11 protein-coding genes and 3 pseudogenes are annotated in these 18,454 nt (G+C 69.4%); 7 read left to right on the top strand and 7 right to left on the bottom strand.

What is annotated here, in order from left to right:
• Positions 1 to 261: 261 nt before the first annotated feature.
• A complete protein-coding gene (locus GTY58_RS04755) occupies positions 262 to 2,085 on the bottom strand; it encodes a hypothetical protein (RefSeq protein ID WP_010982328.1) in 1,824 nt (607 codons plus the stop codon).
• Between the two features lie 330 nt (positions 2,086 to 2,415).
• Here GTY58_RS04755 and GTY58_RS04750 point away from each other — a divergent pair, with 330 nt between their 5' ends.
• Positions 2,416 to 2,856, top strand: a complete 441-nt coding sequence (locus GTY58_RS04750; RefSeq protein WP_037651582.1) for a hypothetical protein — start codon at positions 2,416 to 2,418, stop codon at positions 2,854 to 2,856.
• A gap of 122 nt (positions 2,857 to 2,978) precedes the next feature.
• Positions 2,979 to 4,462: pseudogene (locus tag GTY58_RS04745) on the top strand (alpha/beta hydrolase).
• Positions 4,463 to 4,591: 129 nt separating this feature from the next.
• On the opposite strand, the gene GTY58_RS04740 reads toward GTY58_RS04745, so the two are convergent.
• Positions 4,592 to 8,656 (bottom strand): discoidin domain-containing protein, encoded by a 4,065-nt coding sequence (locus tag GTY58_RS04740; protein ID WP_010982325.1) that lies wholly within the window; start codon positions 8,654 to 8,656, stop codon positions 4,592 to 4,594.
• Positions 8,657 to 8,840: 184 nt separating this feature from the next.
• On the opposite strand from GTY58_RS04740, the pseudogene GTY58_RS40420 reads away from it, so the two are divergent.
• Positions 8,841 to 9,063: pseudogene (locus GTY58_RS40420) on the top strand (hypothetical protein); the annotation flags it as partial.
• Positions 9,064 to 9,119: 56 nt separating this feature from the next.
• A complete protein-coding gene (locus GTY58_RS04735) occupies positions 9,120 to 9,716 on the top strand; it encodes an MBL fold metallo-hydrolase (protein ID WP_010982324.1) in 597 nt (198 codons plus the stop codon).
• A 237-nt stretch (positions 9,717 to 9,953) separates the two neighbouring features.
• Here GTY58_RS04735 and GTY58_RS04730 read toward each other — a convergent pair whose 3' ends face one another.
• From GTY58_RS04730 to GTY58_RS04720, 3 genes are all read right to left on the bottom strand, one after another.
• Entirely contained in the window at positions 9,954 to 10,283 is a 330-nt protein-coding gene (locus GTY58_RS04730; RefSeq protein WP_010982323.1) for an antibiotic biosynthesis monooxygenase, read from the bottom strand.
• Between the two features lie 653 nt (positions 10,284 to 10,936).
• Positions 10,937 to 11,920 (bottom strand): IS481-like element ISSav7 family transposase, encoded by a 984-nt coding sequence (locus GTY58_RS04725; protein ID WP_010982322.1) that lies wholly within the window; start codon positions 11,918 to 11,920, stop codon positions 10,937 to 10,939.
• Between the two features lie 150 nt (positions 11,921 to 12,070).
• Positions 12,071 to 12,931 carry an SDR family oxidoreductase gene (locus tag GTY58_RS04720; RefSeq protein WP_010982321.1) on the bottom strand — a complete coding sequence of 287 codons (861 nt, stop codon included), beginning with the start codon at positions 12,929 to 12,931 and terminating at the stop codon, positions 12,071 to 12,073.
• Positions 12,932 to 13,020: 89 nt separating this feature from the next.
• Between GTY58_RS04720 and GTY58_RS04715 the strand changes: the two genes are divergently transcribed.
• Complete coding sequence (locus tag GTY58_RS04715) at positions 13,021 to 13,749, top strand: TetR/AcrR family transcriptional regulator (protein WP_037651579.1); 729 nt, start codon at positions 13,021 to 13,023, stop codon at positions 13,747 to 13,749.
• Positions 13,750 to 13,934: 185 nt separating this feature from the next.
• Here GTY58_RS04715 and GTY58_RS04710 read toward each other — a convergent pair whose 3' ends face one another.
• Positions 13,935 to 15,059 carry an NAD(P)/FAD-dependent oxidoreductase gene (locus tag GTY58_RS04710; RefSeq protein ID WP_010982319.1) on the bottom strand — a complete coding sequence of 375 codons (1,125 nt, stop codon included), beginning with the start codon at positions 15,057 to 15,059 and terminating at the stop codon, positions 13,935 to 13,937.
• A gap of 181 nt (positions 15,060 to 15,240) precedes the next feature.
• Here GTY58_RS04710 and GTY58_RS04705 point away from each other — a divergent pair.
• Together GTY58_RS04705 and GTY58_RS04700 are read left to right on the top strand one after the other, a co-directional pair.
• Positions 15,241 to 15,495, top strand: a pseudogene (locus GTY58_RS04705) (helix-turn-helix domain-containing protein); the annotation flags it as partial.
• A gap of 407 nt (positions 15,496 to 15,902) precedes the next feature.
• Positions 15,903 to 16,862, top strand: coding sequence for a Ku protein (locus tag GTY58_RS04700; RefSeq protein ID WP_010982317.1), 960 nt, complete (start codon positions 15,903 to 15,905; stop codon positions 16,860 to 16,862).
• 802 nt (positions 16,863 to 17,664) lie between these two features.
• Here GTY58_RS04700 and GTY58_RS04695 read toward each other — a convergent pair.
• Complete coding sequence (locus GTY58_RS04695; protein WP_010982316.1) at positions 17,665 to 18,162, bottom strand: cupin domain-containing protein; 498 nt, start codon at positions 18,160 to 18,162, stop codon at positions 17,665 to 17,667.
• Between the last annotated feature and the right edge of the window lie 292 nt (positions 18,163 to 18,454).

The following is an 18,454-nucleotide window of genomic DNA, read 5'->3' as shown; positions in this document are numbered from 1 at the left end:
GCGGGGTGACCGCCCGGCAACGACGGCATTGTCGGGAGGCGCCGGCCAAACCGTCGCCGCGCGTGCACCTCGCACCGTCCGCTCAAGTTCGGTGCCACGGCGTTTCAGACAGTTCTGCACGGCGTTCGGTTGTCGGCACGGCGACAGCGGGGGAGATCCTGGCCGGCGGTTCGCCAGGTGTGTCGGCGATCCGCAGGTCATGGGTGCGTGTCGGTGCGGTTCGGACCCCGGTGACCCCGGTTACGGACGCTCTCGGGCTGCTCAGGCGCGATCGGGCCAGCCGAACCCGAGCTCTTCGGCGCGTTCGCGGCTGCCGCCGCACACCTGCCCGTAGGTCTTCGGGTCCTCCTCGGCCAGCCGGCGCAGGGCGGCGGCGGCCTGTGCCTCGGGCGGCGTGCCGTCGTCCGGCACGACCCAGCGGAACTGGAGCGGGTCGCCGACCGGCTTCCCGGCGGCGAGTCCCGGCACGTACCAGAAGGTCACCACGGTGGTGTCCGGGTCGTCGAAGCCACTGCTGATCCAGCCCCGACGGGCATCCCACCGGCTCAGCAACTCCGGCCGTTCCATCAGCCCCGCTTTGATCAGGCGGGCCGTGCTGCGGGCCGGCCAGGGCCAGGAGCGGTCGGTCTCCGCCCGGGCGACCTCCGCGTCGTAGGCGGCGGCGTCGAACCGGTAGGCAGGCAGTGCGGGCGCGGGCTCCCGGGAACCCGGCATGGTCGGTGGCCGCCGCCAGCCCTCCCACACGACCTGGTCCCCGTCGCGTCGGATGGTGACATAGAGCGCGCCACAGCACCCCTCGGTGCAGGAGGCCACTGCGAGCTGTACCTCACGGGGCTCCGGCCCGGCCCTGAGCCGGCCCTCGTCCAGCAGGTACTCGGGGCAACGGGCGGGACCGCGGGCGAAGACCGCCGGGACGAGAGGACGCCCGTCGACCAGGATGCGGGTCTCGACAGGTTCCCGGTCCACGGGGTCGCCCGCCACGACCTCCACGCGCAGCCTGCCGGGCGTGGCTGGGCGTGTGAAGGGCTGCCGCCCAGTGCGCTGGATCCAGCCGGCCCGCAGCCGCTGGTCCGCCTCGCCTGCGCCGGTGTCCGCCAGCGAGGCCCATCGGGGTTCGGCCAGCAGCAGCCCGAGTGATTCCAACAGCGCCGCGCGCCGGCCCGGAGGCCAGTCCAGCAGCACGCCTGGGCCGCTGCTCAGATCCAGCGCGAGCGAGAGCAGGGTGGCGTGGTGGTCGAGGGTCGGCGGCAGGAGGCCGGCCCGTGTGACGACACGTTCGTACACGGTGAGCGCGTCACGGTAGACAAGGAGGTCGGTCGGGTTGTCGCGCGTGCATCCCATCCGCACGAGGAGCCTGCCCGCCCGGGCGAGCAGGGCAGCGTCGGAGGGGTGGTGGTCAAGCAGATCGGGCAGCCGGGTGGCCTCCGCGATCCGGCGGGCGGCCGTGGTACTGAGGAACCTGGGTGTGGCAGGGAACGCCTCCAGCTCCGTACGGATGGCTTGCTGATCCCCTGTCCACAGGGCGCGAAGGAGTGGCCGCAGTTCGTCGCGGCCGGTGTGGGTGACAAGCCAGACGATGGCCGCGGACTGGCGGTCGAGGGGGTCGAGGGCGTCGACCGCCGGGCGGGTGAACTCCCGGAGCAGGCCGAGGGCGGAGAGATACGGGACGTCTTCGGGCTCGCCGTATCGGATGAGCAGGGCAAGGCCCGCGGTGACGGCGGGGACGGTGGTGCCGGTCCGGGTCAGCTGTCGGCCCAGCGAACGGGCCGCGTCATGCTGCCCGTTCGGCAGCGACAGGTTGAAGACGGCGGACCGGATCAGGTGCTTGTGGAGGTCCCGGATGCCGTGCCGGGCGAAGCGGCGGTGCAGGGTGGCGGAGTCTTCCGGTAGTGGGCTCAGTGCTTCCCGGACGGCGATCTCCGCCGCTTCGTGGGACGGTGGGGCCTCGTCGGGTTCGGGCCTCTGGGGGAGGGAGTAACCACGCGGGGGCGGGACTCCGTCGCGGGACTCCCGCAGCAGGTGCAGGGCGTAGTCGTACAGGGCAAGCGGGAGGGTGAGCGCGTCGCGCTCTTCCTGGGCGCTCACCGGGCGGGGCGGGACTCGATTCCGTAAATCATGCGCGCAGCCTGCCAGCTCGATTCCACTCTGTCGAAGGAATTAGGGGCGCCAGAGGATCACGGAGAGGCCCCCTGCCCGCCACCGACGCTCGGACGCACTCTGGCCGCCACCGACGTTCAGACGCCCCCTGGCCACCACCGACGTACAGGCCCCTGTGCCGATGAAGTGCACGCGCCTCTCGGCGGATTCGGGGTTGCGGCCGCAGGCTCCGGACCGGGACGTCCCCTCTCGCCGAAGTCCGACCACTCTCACCGAATATGGGTTGGGGCCCTCAGCGGCCGGGGACATCATGGCGATATGGAACCGATCCTGCCCCGGCTTCCGGCCGACTTCTGGACCGTCCCCTACGCCGGAGCACGTTTCCCAGGGGCGGCCACCGTGGCCGATCAGCCCGGCCTCACGGCGGGCGGCAACTGCCAACTGTTCGCTTACGAGGTGCTCGGGCTCTTCGGCCTGACCCCGCCACCCTTGCGCTCCAGCGAACTGTGGGGCGACACAGAGACCACCGTCCGTGTTTCGGCCCCCCAGCCACTCGACCTGCTCCTCTTCAACGCCTCTGCCAGTGCCTACGGCGCCCACGTCGGCGTTTGGGCCGGTGACGACGCAGTCCTCCACCTCTGCGCGGAGGTCGGACACCCGACCGTGTGGGGCCTGGCCGACTTCGCGGCACGGGAGCGTTACCGAGTCCTGGTAGGCACCAAACGGGTGATCGGGAGGAGCTCGAACACCCTCGAATAGGCTCCGAGGCACCCTCCATGAGCCGTCAGGCCGGCCTGGGGTTGGGGATGGGGTAAACCCCCGTGCACACAGGCCAGTTGGCAGGATGGGGCTGCCGCGGAGCATCAGCGAAGCTCGTCTGCATGATGAAGATCAAGACAAACGCGGCCCTTCTCGCCGCCTCCGCGGTCGTCCTCAGTCTCACCGCGCCACTCACTGCGACGGCTTCCACCACAGGTGCGCCCGCCCCCTGGACTGGGCGACATGCGAGGGAAGCGGGCTCGACCCCCGCCAGCAGTGCGCGACTCTCGAGGTGCCGATGGACTACGCCAACCCGGGCGGCGCGAAGATCAGCGTGGCCATCTCGCGGATTCCCAGCGAGAAGCCGCAGGCGCGTCGTGGCGCACTGCTCCTGATCCCCGGCGGGCCCGGCGGCTCCAGCCTCAACAACCCATCGGGCAAAGGCCAAAAGCTGCCGCAGGAGGTGCGGGACGCGTACGACCTGATCGGGTTCGACCCCAGGGGGCTGGGCCGCTCCACCCCGGTCACCTGCGGCCTCGAGTACGGCGACCTCGCCACTTCGAAGCTACGGCCCTGGCCCGCCCCCGACGGGTCGATCACCGAAAACATGGTCACCGCCCAGCGAATGTCGGATGCCTGCGCACGCAACGGCGGCGACCTGATCCGCCACATCAGCACCGCCAACAACGCTCGCGACATCGACCGCATCCGCGCGGCGCTCGGCGAGCAGAAACTGTCCGCGTGGGGTGTCTCGTACGGGACGTATGTCGGCGCCGTCTACAGCCAGCTGTTCCCGCACCGCACCGACCGCATCGTGCTGGACAGCAATGACGACCCCGACCACACCCGGGTGGCCCGCGCCTGGCTCGCCGGGCACGAAGCCGGCGTCGAGGACACCTTCCCCGAGTTCGCCGAGTGGGCCTCGGCGCCCGGCAACCCGGACCGGCTGGCCGAGAAGGCGTCCGAGGTACGGCCGCTCTTCCTCCGCCTCGCCGAGAAGCTGGACCGCGAGCCGATCCCCTGGCCCGGCGCCAATCCGCAGGAGCTGAACGGCAATGTGCTGCGCCAGACCATGCTGGACAGCCTCTACGCGCCCAGCGGCTTCCCCGGCCTGGCCCGGCTGATCCTGGCCGCCCAGCAGGGCACCGTACCGCCCGCGCCCCAGGCGCCGCCGGAGTCGGTGCTGCAGAACGCCGCGGCGGTCGGCGCCGGGACCCTCTGCAACGACATCGAATGGCCCAAGACGGCAGCCGCGTACGAGAAGGACGTTGCCAAGAGCCGGGCCGCGTACCCCTTGACCGCCGGCATGACCAGGAACGCGATGCCCTGTGCCGCCTGGCCGTTCACACCGCAGGAGCCCCCGGTACGGATCACCGGCCACGGCCCGTCCAACATCCTGCTCATCCAGAACCGGCGGGACGTGGCCACCCCGCTCAGCGGCGCCCTGAAACTCCGCAACGCCCTCGGCGAACGCGCCACCATGGTCACCGTGAACTCCACCGGTCACGACGCCTACCTCGCCAACGGCAACGAGTGCGGCGACCGAACCGTCTCCCACTACCTGGCGACGGGGGAGCGCCCCCACCGGGACACCTACTGCGGCTAGGGATGCCCGGGCGATCAAGCGATCGAGGCCAGCAGGGCCGCCTACGGTGACCGAGCCGGATGATCCCGGCGTAGTTGGGACTGCCTCGACCCACAGAAGCGATACGTAGCGATACGTAGCGATACGTAGCTACGAACGGGCCACCGTCCGCGGCACGTTGTAGCCCTCGACACGCAGTGCGGGCCGGCCCGAAGGGAGTGCGTCGGCAGGCCAGGAGAGCGTGACCGTACGTGACTCGTCGGGCAGCAGCCACACGTAGTTGTCGCTGTACAGCGTCGGCAGCACGCGGGCGTCGGTCCTGCTGTCCAGAAGTGACAGCCTCACCATCGCCGCGACGGCCGAGCCGCGGTTGTGGATCCTGGCTGTCGCCGTGCGCCGCGATCCCGCACGCGTCACCTGCCCGATGTCGGCGGAAACCCGCACCGTCCGCGCCTTGTTGAGCGCTTTCATGTCGGATGCCCGGCGGTAGCGCCAGTAGGTGTTCTGCGACAGGAGGCGACCTCGGCCGTCCTGAAGGCTGAGGCGCAGGAGGTGGAAGTCCGGCAGGGAGCTCGCGAACGCGGCGGTGAATGCCTCGGCCGTGGCGGAGGAGGGGACACTCACCGTGGCGCGCCGGGTCGAACCGAGCTGCTTCCCGCCCAGGTCGTAGGCGCGGGCCGTGACCGTCACGTCCTTGAGCCTCCGCGGGGTGTGATTGACCGCGATGACCTGCCAGTTCTTGGGGTCGGCCTGGACGTGGACGGGTTCGCATGCCGTGCGGGACCCGTAGTACATGCCGTTGACGTCGAAGTCGTAGTCGTACGTCTGCCACACCGTGCTGTGCCACGCCGGGTGGGACATCCAGAGCATGAGGCCGCTGGCGTCCTGCCAGAGGTTCTGGTTCCACGCCTCGAACATGGCGCGGGCGTTCTCGTAGTTGACGAACTGCGCCTTGCGCGTGAAGTCGTCGAGGTCCTCGGCGGTGTCGAGCCGGGTCTCGATGGCCGCCCGGTAGTTCTGCGGGGCCTGGTTACCCCGGGTGCTCCAGTCGTGGTAGAGCCAGGCGCCGCTGATCGGCCACTCCGGCTCGTCGCCGACGAGGTTGCGCATGCTCTCGGCGGTGGACACCACGGGCATGCCGATCTCGGTGTGGAAGCCGAAATCGCCGCTCCCGTAGGTGGCGGGGGAGAAGTAGCGCTCAGGTTCCACCCAGCCGTAGGGGCCGCCGCCGGTGACGATGCCGCCCGCCGAGTTGTTCTGGTAGAGGACGTCGGGCGCCTCGGACCGGACCGCCTCGCGCATGCCCTTGTCGATGGCCTCGGGCGGATTGCCCTCATTGGCGCCGCACCAGATGACGACGCTGGGGTGGATGCGATAGCGCCGCACGGTGTCCCGCGCCAGGTCGTTGTAGGCCGTGTGGTCCGGCGGGTCCATCGCCCAGGCGTTGGGGAAGTCGTTCCACACCAGCAGGCCGTGCTCGTCGCAACTGGCGAAGAACTCCTCCCGGTTGCTGCACGCGACCCAGTTGCGGATCATGGTGAAGTTCATGTCGCGGTGCATCCGCACCGCCGCGTCCATCCGGGCGGCCGGCATCCGGCGCAGCAACTCGTCCCAGCCCCAGTTGCCACCGCGGCAGAAGACCCGGACACCGTTGACGCTGATCTTCAACGGGTCCGGGGTGTTGTCCACGGACTTCACGTCCGTCCACGCGTCACCGTCGTCCGACACCTGGATCACGTACGTCTTCGGATACGCCTGCTCCCACACGATCGCGACCCGGTCGAAGGAGACGGACGAGCCCAGGTCCACCTGGATCCACTGGTCGTCCTGATACTCGGAGGACCAGCGGGAGTCGGGGTTGCCGTCGGTGGCGTTGGAGGCGGGCTTCCCGGAATCCTCCGTCGAGGCGGTGGCGGTCCTGCGCAGGGCCAGGTCGGTACCGGGGGAGGAGCTGTCGACCACCGACAGCGTCCACAGCGAAATGCCCCAACTGGTCGCCCGAGCACCACAGTTGATCCGCACGTACCGTGAGGTGCGGGCGGCGAAGTCCACCGTCTGAAGGCTCGCGGCGCCGCTGTTGAACGGCAGCGGAACCGCACCGTTGTCCACCGACCGTGCGTCGGTCCACGTCGAGCCGTCCGTCGACACCTGCACGACGAACGTCTTGGCGTACGCCTTCTCCCAGGTCAGATCGACCCGGTCGAAGGCGGCGACGGACCCGAGGTCGACCTGGATCCACTGGCCGTCCTCGAAGGCAGAGGACCAGCGGGAGCCGGGGTCGGCGTCGGTGACCTTGGCCGCCGTGTTGCCGGAGTCCTCCGTGGAGGCGGTGGCGGTCTTGTGCAGGGCCAGGTCGGTACCGGCCGACGTACTGTCGACCACCGACAGGGTCCACAGCGAGAAGCCCCAATCTGTGGCCCGGGTCAGGCACTTGATCCGTACGTACCGCGCCTTCTGCACGCCCAGGAGCACCGGCTGGGTGTACCGGTCGCTGCTCCCGCCGAACGGCAGCGGCACCGTGTACTCGTAGCCGAACTGCCGGATGCCGAACCGGGTGGTGCGCCGGTCGCTCTCCTCGCCGTCGATCGAGGCGGTCAGCGTGAGGTCGTGCAGGTCGGGGCGGCCGTAGCCGTTGGGCCACCACAGCTCGGGGTCGCGCAGCCGCAACGCGGCGTACGTGGAGGGCGCGAAGGTGACGTCGGCACTCTCGCCGCCGGCCACCGTCACGGACCGGGAGACCCGTACGTCGTCGAAGGCGGCCGTGACGGTGACCCGTTTGCTCGCGGAGCCCACGTTGCGCACCGGCACCACGATCGTCACCTCGGCCCTGGAGGTGTCGGGCAGGTCGGGGAGCTTCGTGTCCACCCGGGGGTCGCCGATGACGGCGTGGCCGGTGGAGCGCAGCCGTACGTGGTTCCAGATGCCGGAGACACGGTCGCGCACCGCCGGCATCCAGTCCCAGCCGGAAGCGGCCAGGTACGTCGGCGAGTTCTGGTTCATCATGGTGGCGCCGGCGTCCACGAAGGCGAGCCCGGCGGGGCCCTTGTCCCCTGGGCTGCCGGGGAACGGCATGGGGGTGATCTTGACGGCCAGGGCCTGCTCGCCGTTCCCGGCAAGCATCTTCGTCACGTCGTGGGAGGAACGGGCGAAGGGGTACGTCAGACCGCCTACCTTCTGCCCGTTGAGCCAGATCTCCGCGGTGTGGTTGACACCGTCGAACTCCAGCCAGATGTGCCGGCCCGGACCGGTGCGCAAGGCGCGCGGCAGCTCGAAGCCGCGTCGGTACCACCACGAGTGCCGGGACAGGGCCTCCGGAATGTGCAGGTTGTTGAAGCCGGCCACCGGGTCCGGCAGATGGCCCTGGTCCACCAGCGAGGCCAGTACCGTTCCCGGGACGGTCGCCGGCAGCCAGCGGCTCGTGTCCACGTCCGGCCGGGACAGCTGCGCGCCCTTCCCGCCGGCCCAGTCGTCCATGGTCAGCGTCCAGCCGGACTCCAACGGGACCGTGCCGTCGGCGGCCGCCTTGAGCGCGGGCGCCCGGTGGTCGTGGGTGCCCCAGTCGGTCCAGCCGGTGGCCGACGGGCGGTGTCCCCCCGCCGAGCCGTAGACCTCGAAGCCGTTGAGGCCCAGCGGGTTGGCGTTGGAGCGTTTGGTCACGGTCAACCGCACCCAGCGCGCGGTGACCGGCTTGTCCAGCGGGATCTCCACCATGCCGCCCTTGCCGGACGTGGTCCGGTGGACGGTGGTCCACGCGTGGTGGTCCCGCGACGTCTCGACGACGAACTCCACCGCGCAACTGGACAGGACCTCCTGACCGGTCGTGCGATCGCGGGGATTGCCGCTGGTGGAGGGCACGAAGACCGGGTCGTCGGCCGTCGCCTCGAAGGTGAGGTGCACGGAGTCGACCGTGCAGTCCGTCTGCAGATCCACCGATATCCACTGCGGATCACCGTCGGCGGCACGCCAGCCTGTGCCCTTCACGCCCACGGAGTTGACCTTGTCCACGACGAACTCGGCGGGCGTGGGCGCGTAGTCGGTGGACGAAACGGATACCGGGCGATAGGTGGCGAGTTCACCCCGCTCGCCGGTGGGCCTCGACGGCGTGACCGCGTAGCTGGTCTGGGGGAGTGTGACGCCAAGTCCGAAGCCGGCAAGCAGAGTTGAACCGGTGGCCAGGACCGAGCGACGGGAAGGGCGCGGCGGCTGAGTCGACATGTGCGGTGGGTCCAATCCAGATGGCCCCAGAGGAATCCAGACAGCCCCAGTGGGGAGCAAGTGACCTCTGTGCTCGATGAGATGACAACGTTGCCAAAGGCTCCAGTCTCGTCCGGCCCCTGTCAAGAGTTCCCGCACGGTCCGCCTGGACCGGCGTCGCGTTCAGGTCCGGCATCTCGCCCCGCTGCTTCCACGCGGTCACTGCCGGGACTCTCTGGCAGATGTTGAGCGCGTGGTGCCCGACGGTCTACGGGAGCTGACTCAGCGGGTAACGCCGTCGTCGCCGGTGCGTCCGCGGGGCGGTGGACGACGGCGACACGGGGATGGAGTGGGAAGCCGACGGCGAACTCGACTGGACCCGGTGTGCGATCGGCTCTGTCAGGGCCCGCGCGGTCAAGGGGGCAGTTGTTCAGCCTGGGATCAGCGGGCGCGGGGTGGTGCGGCCGGCGTACGTTGGGACGCCATGCGGATCACGAAATACACCCACGCATGTGTACGGCTCGAACATGATGGCCGGGTGCTGGTCATCGACCCCGGGATGTGGAGCGAGCCGGCTGCCCTGACCGGCGCGGACGCCGTGCTGGTGACCCACGAACACGCCGATCACATCGATGTCCTGCGCCTGGCCGGGCTCGGCGTGCCCGTCTACGCCCCGGCCGAAGCGAACATTCCACGGCTGGAAGTCACCGGGGTGCCCTCCGATGCGGAGTTCACCGCCGCCGGCTTCCGCGTACGAGCGGTTGGCGGGCGTCACGCGTTCATCTACGGCGGCCAACCGGACTGCGCGAACCCCGGCTACATCATCGACGAGGCGATCTACCACCCCGGTGACTCACTGCACGTCCCCGAGCAGCCGGTCGAGACGCTCCTGGTCCCGGCCCAGGGATCGTGGATGAAGACGGCGGAGGCGATCCACTTCGTGAAGACGATCAAACCGCAACGGGCGTTCCCGATCCACGACGCCCAGATCAACGATCGCGGCCTCAGCAGCGTCAACGGCTGGCTCGCCGGGGAGACCGACAGCGGCTACCGATACCTGGCACCCGGTGAGTCGGTCTAGCTGATGTCCAAACTCGAACTCGTTGCCGACGTGCTCAGATGCTCCTGACGCGGCGGTCATCGCAGACCAAGCCCGCATGCCCAAGCCCGCATGCCCCCGGCGACGGTGGTGCGACGGGGGATGCAGGGCATGGCGCTGACGGGGCATGCAGGGCGAAGCGCTGACGGGGCAGGACAGTGAGGCAGAAGTACCAGCAGGTACCGGCCCGGTATGGCTGTACCGCCCGCGTCATCCTGTCTACGAGCTCTTCGGTGCCGCCTGCTGCACGACCTCGAAGGACCACAGCGTGGAGCCGCTCGCCGCCGGCTTGGGCCGTTCGCCGCTCTCCGCGTTGCCGCCTTGGTGGGCCGCCTTCATGGGGCCCTCCATCCAGGCTTGGAAGGACTCCTCGTCGCGCCACCGCGTGTAGACGAGATAGTCGTCGGTGCCTTCGACGGGGCGGAGGAGTTCGAACCATTCGAACCCGTCGGAACTCTCCACGGCATGCGCACGGGCGGCGAAGCGCTTCTCCAGCGTCTCCCGTTGCTCGGCGGGGACGGTCAGTACGTTGATCTTGACTACGCTCATGGCCCCATCCTGCCGCACGGCGGTCGGCAGACGGGGAGCGGCTCGTGCATGACGCGCTTTCGCGGGCCGCCGCGCCTCCTGGGGCGGGACCGGCATCGGCGCACCCGACGGCGTCCGCGGTTCCGGTGCCGCCCACTCCAGCCTGAGCCGGGAGGCCGTCCACTGCGGTGACCGTGACGGTCCGTCGGGTTTCTGATCGCCGGGTGTGCTGCCGGACGGGGACCGTCGTGGAAGGGGTTGTGGGACCGGGGTGGCCCGGTGATCGAAGTTCTTGCGGGCTTCCAGGACGACGTCTTGGGCGGCCAGGACATCGGGGTGGCGGGAGACGCCATCGGGGCGGGCGGCGTGGATCGATGTGGGTGCCGCGAGAGCGTTGGCCGTGCCCCTGCGGCGGGGGTTGACGCCCCACAGGTTGTCGTCGCCGATCGAGCAGCAGCCGTGGAAGCAGCGGTGGTCGAGGTCGTTGGCGTAGGCCTCGCGCTCCTTCGCCGTCCACGTCCATGCGCACCTCCAGGTATTCCCCGGCCGCGATGACGTCCTCGACGGGCGTCGGATAGGGGTGGTCAGGCGTAAGACGGCAGTCCAGCGTCGTGACGACGAAGCCGGCGTTGAGCCGGGGGCGACGCGCGTCAGGACTGGGCTTGACCGAACCGCTAGATGTATTGACCCGCAGGATTGTTGACGCGGCTGATGGGTGGTTGGCCGTCAAGTGCGGTGTGGCACCGGTGGTAGTTGTAGGTGTGGAGGAAGTCCGTCAGGGCTTCGGTGCGTTCGGCGTTGCTGGAGTACGGGCGCACGTATGCCCATTCGTCGAGCAGGGTGCGATTTAGGCGCTCCACCTTGCCGTTCGTCTGCGGGCGATAGGGGCGCGTGCGCTTATGGACGATGCCGGTGGCGCTGAGAGTCTGGCCGAACAGGCGGGATCTGTAGCAGGAGCCGTTGTCGGTGAGGACGCGCTCGACGCTGATGCCGTGCTCGGCGAAGAAGGTATTCGCGCGCTGCCAGAAGGAGGCCGCGGTCTCTTTGCGTTCGTCGGTCAGAACCTCGCTGTACGCGAGCCGGGAGTGATCGTCGACGGCTGTGTGAACGAAGCTGTAGCCGATCACGGGACTGCCGCCCCTACGCACGTCAGTTGTGGCCTGCCGATTGCCCGCGGCCTGCTGGCGGGGCATGATCCGATGTCCGCCGCCGTCTGGAATGTTGCCGAGCTTCTTGATGTCGACGTCGACCAGTTCGCCGGGATGTGATCGTTCGTAGCGTCGGATGATCTGACCGGTGGGCCGGTCCATCCAGCGCAACCGGTTCAGGCCGTAGTGGGTCAGGACACGGTGGACCGTCGAGCTGGGTATGCCCAGGACCGGGCCGATCCGTGCAGGACCGAGCTTGCGGTCGCGTCGTAGCTCGCAGATGCGATTCTCGACATCGGCAGGGGTTCGGTGCGGTGTCGTCAGGGGTCGACTGGAACGGTCATACAACCCCGGATCGCCTTCGGCTCGCCAGCGCCGGACCCATTTGTGGGCTGTGGTGCGGGAGATGCCCATTTCTTCGGCGACGTGGGCGATGGGCCTGCCAGCGCGGACCCGGTCGACGAGGAGCCGTCTGCCGTGGACGGTCAGCCGGGCATGGGGGTGGGGCACGGGAAACCTCTGGGATGGTGCGGAATCTGATGCGGAGTCTGAGTTTGTGCCCGAGGCCGCCGATCTGGTGATCGACGTCCTCGGGCGATAGAGGGCGAGCCTTTTGTGGGCGGCGAGTCAGGCCGGGGCCGTCTGCGCGCCCCACTGGATCTATTCGGCCCAGGCATGCTCCAGCTGGGTGCGGAAGGTGGCGGGCTCTCGCCCGATCAGCTCGGCCAGCGTCGAGTCGACAGCGGTGAACTCGCCATTCCGCGCCGCGGCGAAGATGCTCAGCATCAGGTTGCCGATCGGGGCCGGGGCGCCGTGCGCCAGGACCTGCTCGCGGAAGGCGTCGTCGGGGACGACGGTGCGGGTGAAGGGCCGTCCGGTGGTCTGGGACGCGATCTCGGCGACGGTGTCGAAGTCCAGCGCCGCCGGGCCGGTGAGCGGCGGGGTGGGCCCCTCGAAGCGGTGCTCCTCGGCGAGGATCGCCGCGGTGGCCTCGGCGAGGTCGTCGTGGCCGGTCCAGGCGACGGGGCCGTCGGCGGGAAGGGCGATGTCGCCGGTGTGGCGGGCGGACTCCAGGAACTGCAGGGCGCTGGAGGCGTAGAAGCCGTTGCGCAGCGCGGTCCAGGGCAGGCCGGTGGCGCGCAGCAGGTCCTCGGTCTGGGCGTGGTCGCGGCATGCCTGGAACCGGGAGTCGTGGGCGGCGCCCATCTGGCTGGTGTAGAGGATGCGGCCGACGCCGGCCTTCACGGCGGCGTCGATGGCGGCGCGGTGGCCGCTGACGCACTCCTGGCCCGTGCGGTCGAGGGAGACGAGGAGCAGTTGCTCGGCGCCCTCGAAGGCGTGCACGAGCGAGGCGGGGTCGTCGAAGCTCCCCTGCCGGACGCGGACGCCGCGGTCGGCGAGGTCCTGGGCCTTGCGGGGGTCGCGGACGCTGACGCCGACGCGGTCGGCGGGGACGCGCTCCAGGAGGCGCTCGACGATGCGGCGGCCGAGCTTTCCGGTGGCTCCGGTCACGATGATCATTGGGTTCTCCCGACACTATTTCCGCTGGAATCGCTTCAACGGTAACACTGGAAATTCCGGTGGAACCAAATCTTCGGTACCATCGGTTCATGGCTACGCGCGACTCCACCGACACCCCTCGGCGCCGCATCGTCGAGGCGGCCGTCGAGCTGCTGGAGAACGGTGGCCCTGACGCGATGAGCACCCGCGCGGTCGCCGCCGCGGCCGGAATGCAGCCGCCGGCGATCTACCGCCTCTTCGGCGACAAGGAGGGGCTCCTTGAGGCCGTCGCCGAGCACGGCTACGCGCAGTTCCTGGAGAGAAAGCGCGCGCAGCTCGACCCCGCTCCGCAGGACCCGGTGGAGGAGCTGCGCCGCGGCTGGGACATGGTGGTCGAGTTCGGGGTCTGTCGCCCCGAGTTGTTCGCGGTGATGAACAGGGCCACCGGCCGGGGATCGGACGCAGCACACCGCGCGGGCCTGGAGATCCTCCATGGGCGGGTGCGTCGGCTGGCGGCCGGGGGATGGCTGCGGGTCGACGAGGAGCTGGCCGCCCAGATCATCCAGGCCACCGGCCAGGGGGCGGTCACCACCTGGCACTCCACCCCTGCGGACCGCCGCAATCCGGCGCTGTTGACCGTCCTGCGCGAGTCCATGGTCGCGGCCGTCACCCGCGCCGAGCCGACAGTCCCCACCGCGGAGTCCGGTCCCGCCGCAGCGGCCCGCGCGCTGCGCGCCGCCCTCCCCGACGACGCCGATGTCCTGAGCGACGCCGAGCAGCGCCTGCTGCGTGAGTGGCTCACGCGCCTGGCGGCGGACGGTGGCGCGCCGCATGCCTGATCGCGCTCAGGCGCCCTCGTGCAGGTTGAACCTTCCGAGGAGAGATCGTGCGATGAAGCGGTGTCCACCAGATGAGACAGTGGGCGACCACACGGCTCCGGCTGGCTCCCCCTTGCCCATAACGCGCCTCCAGCCTTGATCACGTCTCCGCCGCCCACTGTTAACAACGCTCGTGGTCAATACAGCTAGATCTCGTCGGAGTCGGGCACGGACAGAAGATGCTCAGCGCCGCCTTCGAGCTTCTGGGCCATGTCGGCCGAGCGCGGGAGCATCGACTTCTCGTAGCTGTGTACAGCGTCGTCGATGGTGGAGGAGTGGACGAGTGCGAGCGCGAGTTCGCTGGCGTCGAGCATCGCGAGGTTGACGCCGACGCCGAGCGGCGGCATGAGGTGTGCGGCGTCTCCCAGGAGCGCCACGCTGGGCGAGTGCTCCCATATGTGCGGCACCGGCAGGGCAAAGAGCGGACGGTCGACGTAGGCGCCGTCGTTGTCAGTGATCATCCGGAGTATCTGCGGTGACCAGGCCGCGTACTCGCTGAGCAGATGCCCGCGGATGCCCTCGGTGTCCTCGGGGCGAAGCCCGTTCGCCGCGATCCAGTCCACGGGGACGCGCTGCATGATGTAGACACGCATGTGGCCTCCGCTGTTGCGCTGCGCGAAGAGGCCACGCTCGCCGTCGGCGATGTGAGCACTGCCTTTCCCGACCAGTTGGGAAAGCTCGGGGTGCGCGTGCTCCATGTCGTCGAACCATGCCTCGAGGAAGCTGACCCCGGTGTAGCGCGGTGTCGCCGACGACACGGCAGTGCGGACGCGGGAGAAGGCACCGTCCGCACCGATCACAAGATCCGCCTCAACGGCCGTCCCGTCGGTGAACGTCAGCGTTCGCGGCCCGTCGGCCGGTCCGCTCACCGATTCGAGAGTGCGCCCCCGCTGAACCGTCCCCGCGACGAGTGAGCGCAGCAGGAGATCGCGAAGCTGTCCGCGGTCGATCTCGGGGCTGACCGTCTCGCCCTCGTCCGGCAGATGGTGGTCAAGGACGCGCCCCGCCGGGTCCATCTGGCGCATTTCCTGGCCCTCGAGCCTGGCGAGCGCGAAGAACTCCTCCAGCAGGCCCGCTTCACGGAGTGCGAGTTGGCCGTCTTCCTCGTGCAGGTCGAGCGAGCCTCCCTGGTTGCGGGAGTTCGCCTCCGGATCGCGGTCGTAGACCGTCACCGGAATGCCGTGCTGCTGCAGGATGCGCGCGCACGTGAGGCCTCCTGGGCCGGCACCGATGATGCTGATCCGCGCACTTGCGGGCGTCGGAGAGTCCACGGTGGATTCCTTTCGTCGGTCGGGGGTCCCGGTGACGCCACGGCGCGGCGACGGCCGATGCCGCGACCCCCGCGACCTCCATGGGGCGGCAACCCCTGTGGAGACCACCAAAGCAGAAACGAGTCCATAAGTGCAACGGTTACAGTTTCTGTGTCGCTCCAGTTTCGGAATGCGTGATGCCATGCCCGACTCTCCGACCGTTGGCCGTCGTGAGCGCAAGAAGGCCGCGATGAGGCGGACCATTGCCGACGCCGCCCCGGAGCTCTTCCTGGAGCACGGCTTCGAACGAGTGAGCGTCCGCGATATCGCCGAAGAGGCCGACCTATCGGCGACGACCCTCTTCGCGCACTTCCCGACCAAGGGGGCACTGGTCTTCGACCGCGACGAGGACGTCGAGGCGGAACTGGCCGCCGCAGTCCGTGAACGGCTCAAGGGCCACAGCGTGCGGTAACGGGCCCTGTCGGTGACGCAGTCGATGACGTACTGGCAGCCATACGCCTCGTATTGAGCGGGTCGGCGGGCGGGCGACGCGGGAAGTGGAGAGCCCCGGCCGGTCGGGGGAGGCCGACCGGGGCCGTCAGGGGGTGGCGTGCGGAGAGCGATCGCCTCGCGGCGAGTGCTCCATGGGGCTTCAGCCGGACGATCGTCCCCATGGGCGAGGGGTGAGCCCCGGGGACACCGTCCCCTCCGCGGACACGTATAGATGAACGGTCAATGACTTCCGCTTGTTCCGCTGCCGGTATTGCCCGCCGCGTGATGTGGGACATGCCCGCACCCCGGCATGCCGGATGGGGGAGTGGTTCGTAGGCTGATGCTGCTCGGAGTTCGACGTGGAGGTCTGCCATGCCCCGAACCATCTGGTCAGGCGCGATCAGCTTTGGTCTGGTGACCGTCCCTATCCACGTGGTGAGTGCCACGGAGGACCACAGTGTGCGTTTTCACCAGTACCACCTGGAGGACATGGGCCGGGTTCGGGTGCGCAAGTACTGCGAGCTGGAGGACCGTGAGGTCACGCAGGACGAGATCGGCAAGGGCTACGAGTTGTCGAAGGACACCGTGATCCCGGTGCTGGATGAGGAACTGCGCGAGCTGCCGCTGCCGACGGCGAAAGCGATCGAGATCGAGGCGTTCGTGCCGCTGGCGTCGATCGACCCGATGGGGATCGGGGAGGGCTACTACCTGCAACCGGACGGGCAGGTGGCGGCCAAGCCCTACAAACTGCTGCGCCAGGCGCTGGAGCGTTCGTCGAAGGTGGCGGTGGCGAAGTACGCCTGGAGTGGGCGCGAGCGTCTGGGCATGTTGCGGGTGCGGGAGGAGGCGATCGTGCTGCATGCGATGCGCTGGCCGGACGAGATCCGCGACCCGTCGGAACTGGCCCCGCAGGGAATAGAGCTGTCCGAGGATGAGATCACCGAGGCCGAGCAGCTGATCGACCGCCTGACCCGCGACGACCTCGAGGGCGAGGAGTTCCAGGATCACTACACCGAAGCCCTGCACGAGGTCATCGAGGCGAAACAGGAGGGGCACGCCCCTCCTGAAGCGCGTGAGACGGAGGAGGAGCCGGGCAAGGTGCTGGATCTGATGGCCGCCCTCCGGCAGTCCGTGGCCAAGGCGAAGGCCTCCCGCGGTGAAAGCGGCGAGGCGGACGTGCACGAGCTGCCGCGGAAGAAGACCGCGGCCAGGAAGACGGCGAAGCAGCAGCCCGCCAAGAAAACGTCGGCCAAGAGGACTGCGGCGAAGGAGCCCACGAAGAAGACGGCCGCCAAGAAGACGACGCCGAAGAAACCGCGGCGCAGCGCGTAGGCGCGGCCACGGCCGCGACCGGCTGCGAAGCTGTCTGTCTGTGGGCCTCCGCCCCGAGTTGGGCCGTGGCCCACCCCCGCAGGTTGGTGCGGCTCAGAACCACCTTGGTGCGGCTCAGAACCACCGACACTCCCTGGCGTCTGCACGCTCGGTTTTGCCAAGCGAAGCGCTGAGCGTCCCGAGAGCGGTGGTACGGCCCTCCGCGGGGTGGCTTGCCGTGTCGAGCGGCTCGTACGGAGCGCGGCTCGGGGGCGTCACCCGGCCGGCTCACCTCTGGAATGGTCAGCCATCAAGTAGTGGCCGTCCTTGATGTCCGCGGTCAGCGGAAGGTTCGTCGGCCGCCATCCCAGGCGGCCCCTGCGGCAACGCGCTCGACGTCGGGTTGTCTATCGACACCAAGGGGCCGAGAAATCCGAAGTGTTTGCCTGCGTCCTCGGTGGCGATGCTGACGGCCGGCAGCTTCAACTGACGGCCGATGGCCTCAGCGATCTCCCGGAAGGGCACCCCCTCTTCGCCGACTGCGTGCAATCGTGACCCGTGCGAGCTGGCTCGCACCACTGGGCCCCTGTGCGGGGAACCGACGAAATGAGGCTCTCGAGGTGACGGAATGCGCGGTGCGGGGTCAGCGGCCGATACGACCGCCGCGTGGCCACGCACGCGCGGCGCGTCGGGCTGGTGGCGGTCGCCGCGACGATGCGGCCCCGGCCTGCGACCCGGACGCCACCGCCCTTGAGCCGGCCGGGACGGGTTCATGCCGGGCCGCCCTTGCCCGGGCTCTGCGGGAGGCGATCGGATCGTGAGTTCAGCGCCGGGCGAGTTCCTGCTGCCAGACGGGGCTCTCGAAGTAGTGGTTGTCGAACTGCTCGGAGCTGTCGCGGATGTCCTGTACCGAGGCCTCGCCCTGGTACACCCGCTCCAGCAGCCGGTAGTAGTCGAACCGGTCCATCCCCGGAGTGAAGACGACGAGCATCTCGGCCTCGCTGTCCGGGGCCGGGGCGAAGGCATGCGGCACGGTCGGCGGGACGGTCAGAAAGTCGCCCTGGCCGAGCGTGAGGACCTGGTCGTCGAGCAGGATCCGCATGGATCCGCTGAGCACGTAGAACATCTCGGTTGCCCGGGTGTGGAAGTGTGCGGGAGCACCGGGCGAGCCCTTGTGCAGCGTCGCGCGGTTGGCGGTCAGCGCACTGCCGGTGGTGTTCGCGTCGGCCAGCAGCGTGATCAGGCTGGTTGCACCGTCCTGCAGTGTCTCGGCCTCGCCGGCGCGGACGAGGACGGGCTTCGGGGCACTGGTGAACGTCATGGTCACTCCTGGGGCTCAGTAGTTGCGCCGACCGGTGTTCCCGGCGACACCACTGAATCTAGGCTCCGGAGAGACCCATGTGAGGGTGCATTGAAGGCGTGAAATCATGGGTCAATCTGGCGGCCGGTGCGCGGGGCGCGCATCGAGGGCATGGCCGACGGAGTCCGCGTCCTCGGTGAACTTCCCCACGTGCGTAGAGCCCTTGTCCTCCAGGCCGCGGCCCATGTCATGAAACAGGGGCGCCCATCCGACTACATCCCGCCACAAGGAGTGGACCGTCAGCCGACTGGCA

Origin of the sequence: Streptomyces sp. SID5469, assembly GCF_009862865.1 — a bacterium.
Lineage (GTDB): Bacteria > Actinomycetota > Actinomycetes > Streptomycetales > Streptomycetaceae > Streptomyces > Streptomyces avermitilis.
This window is presented reverse-complemented; position numbering and strand designations above follow the sequence as displayed.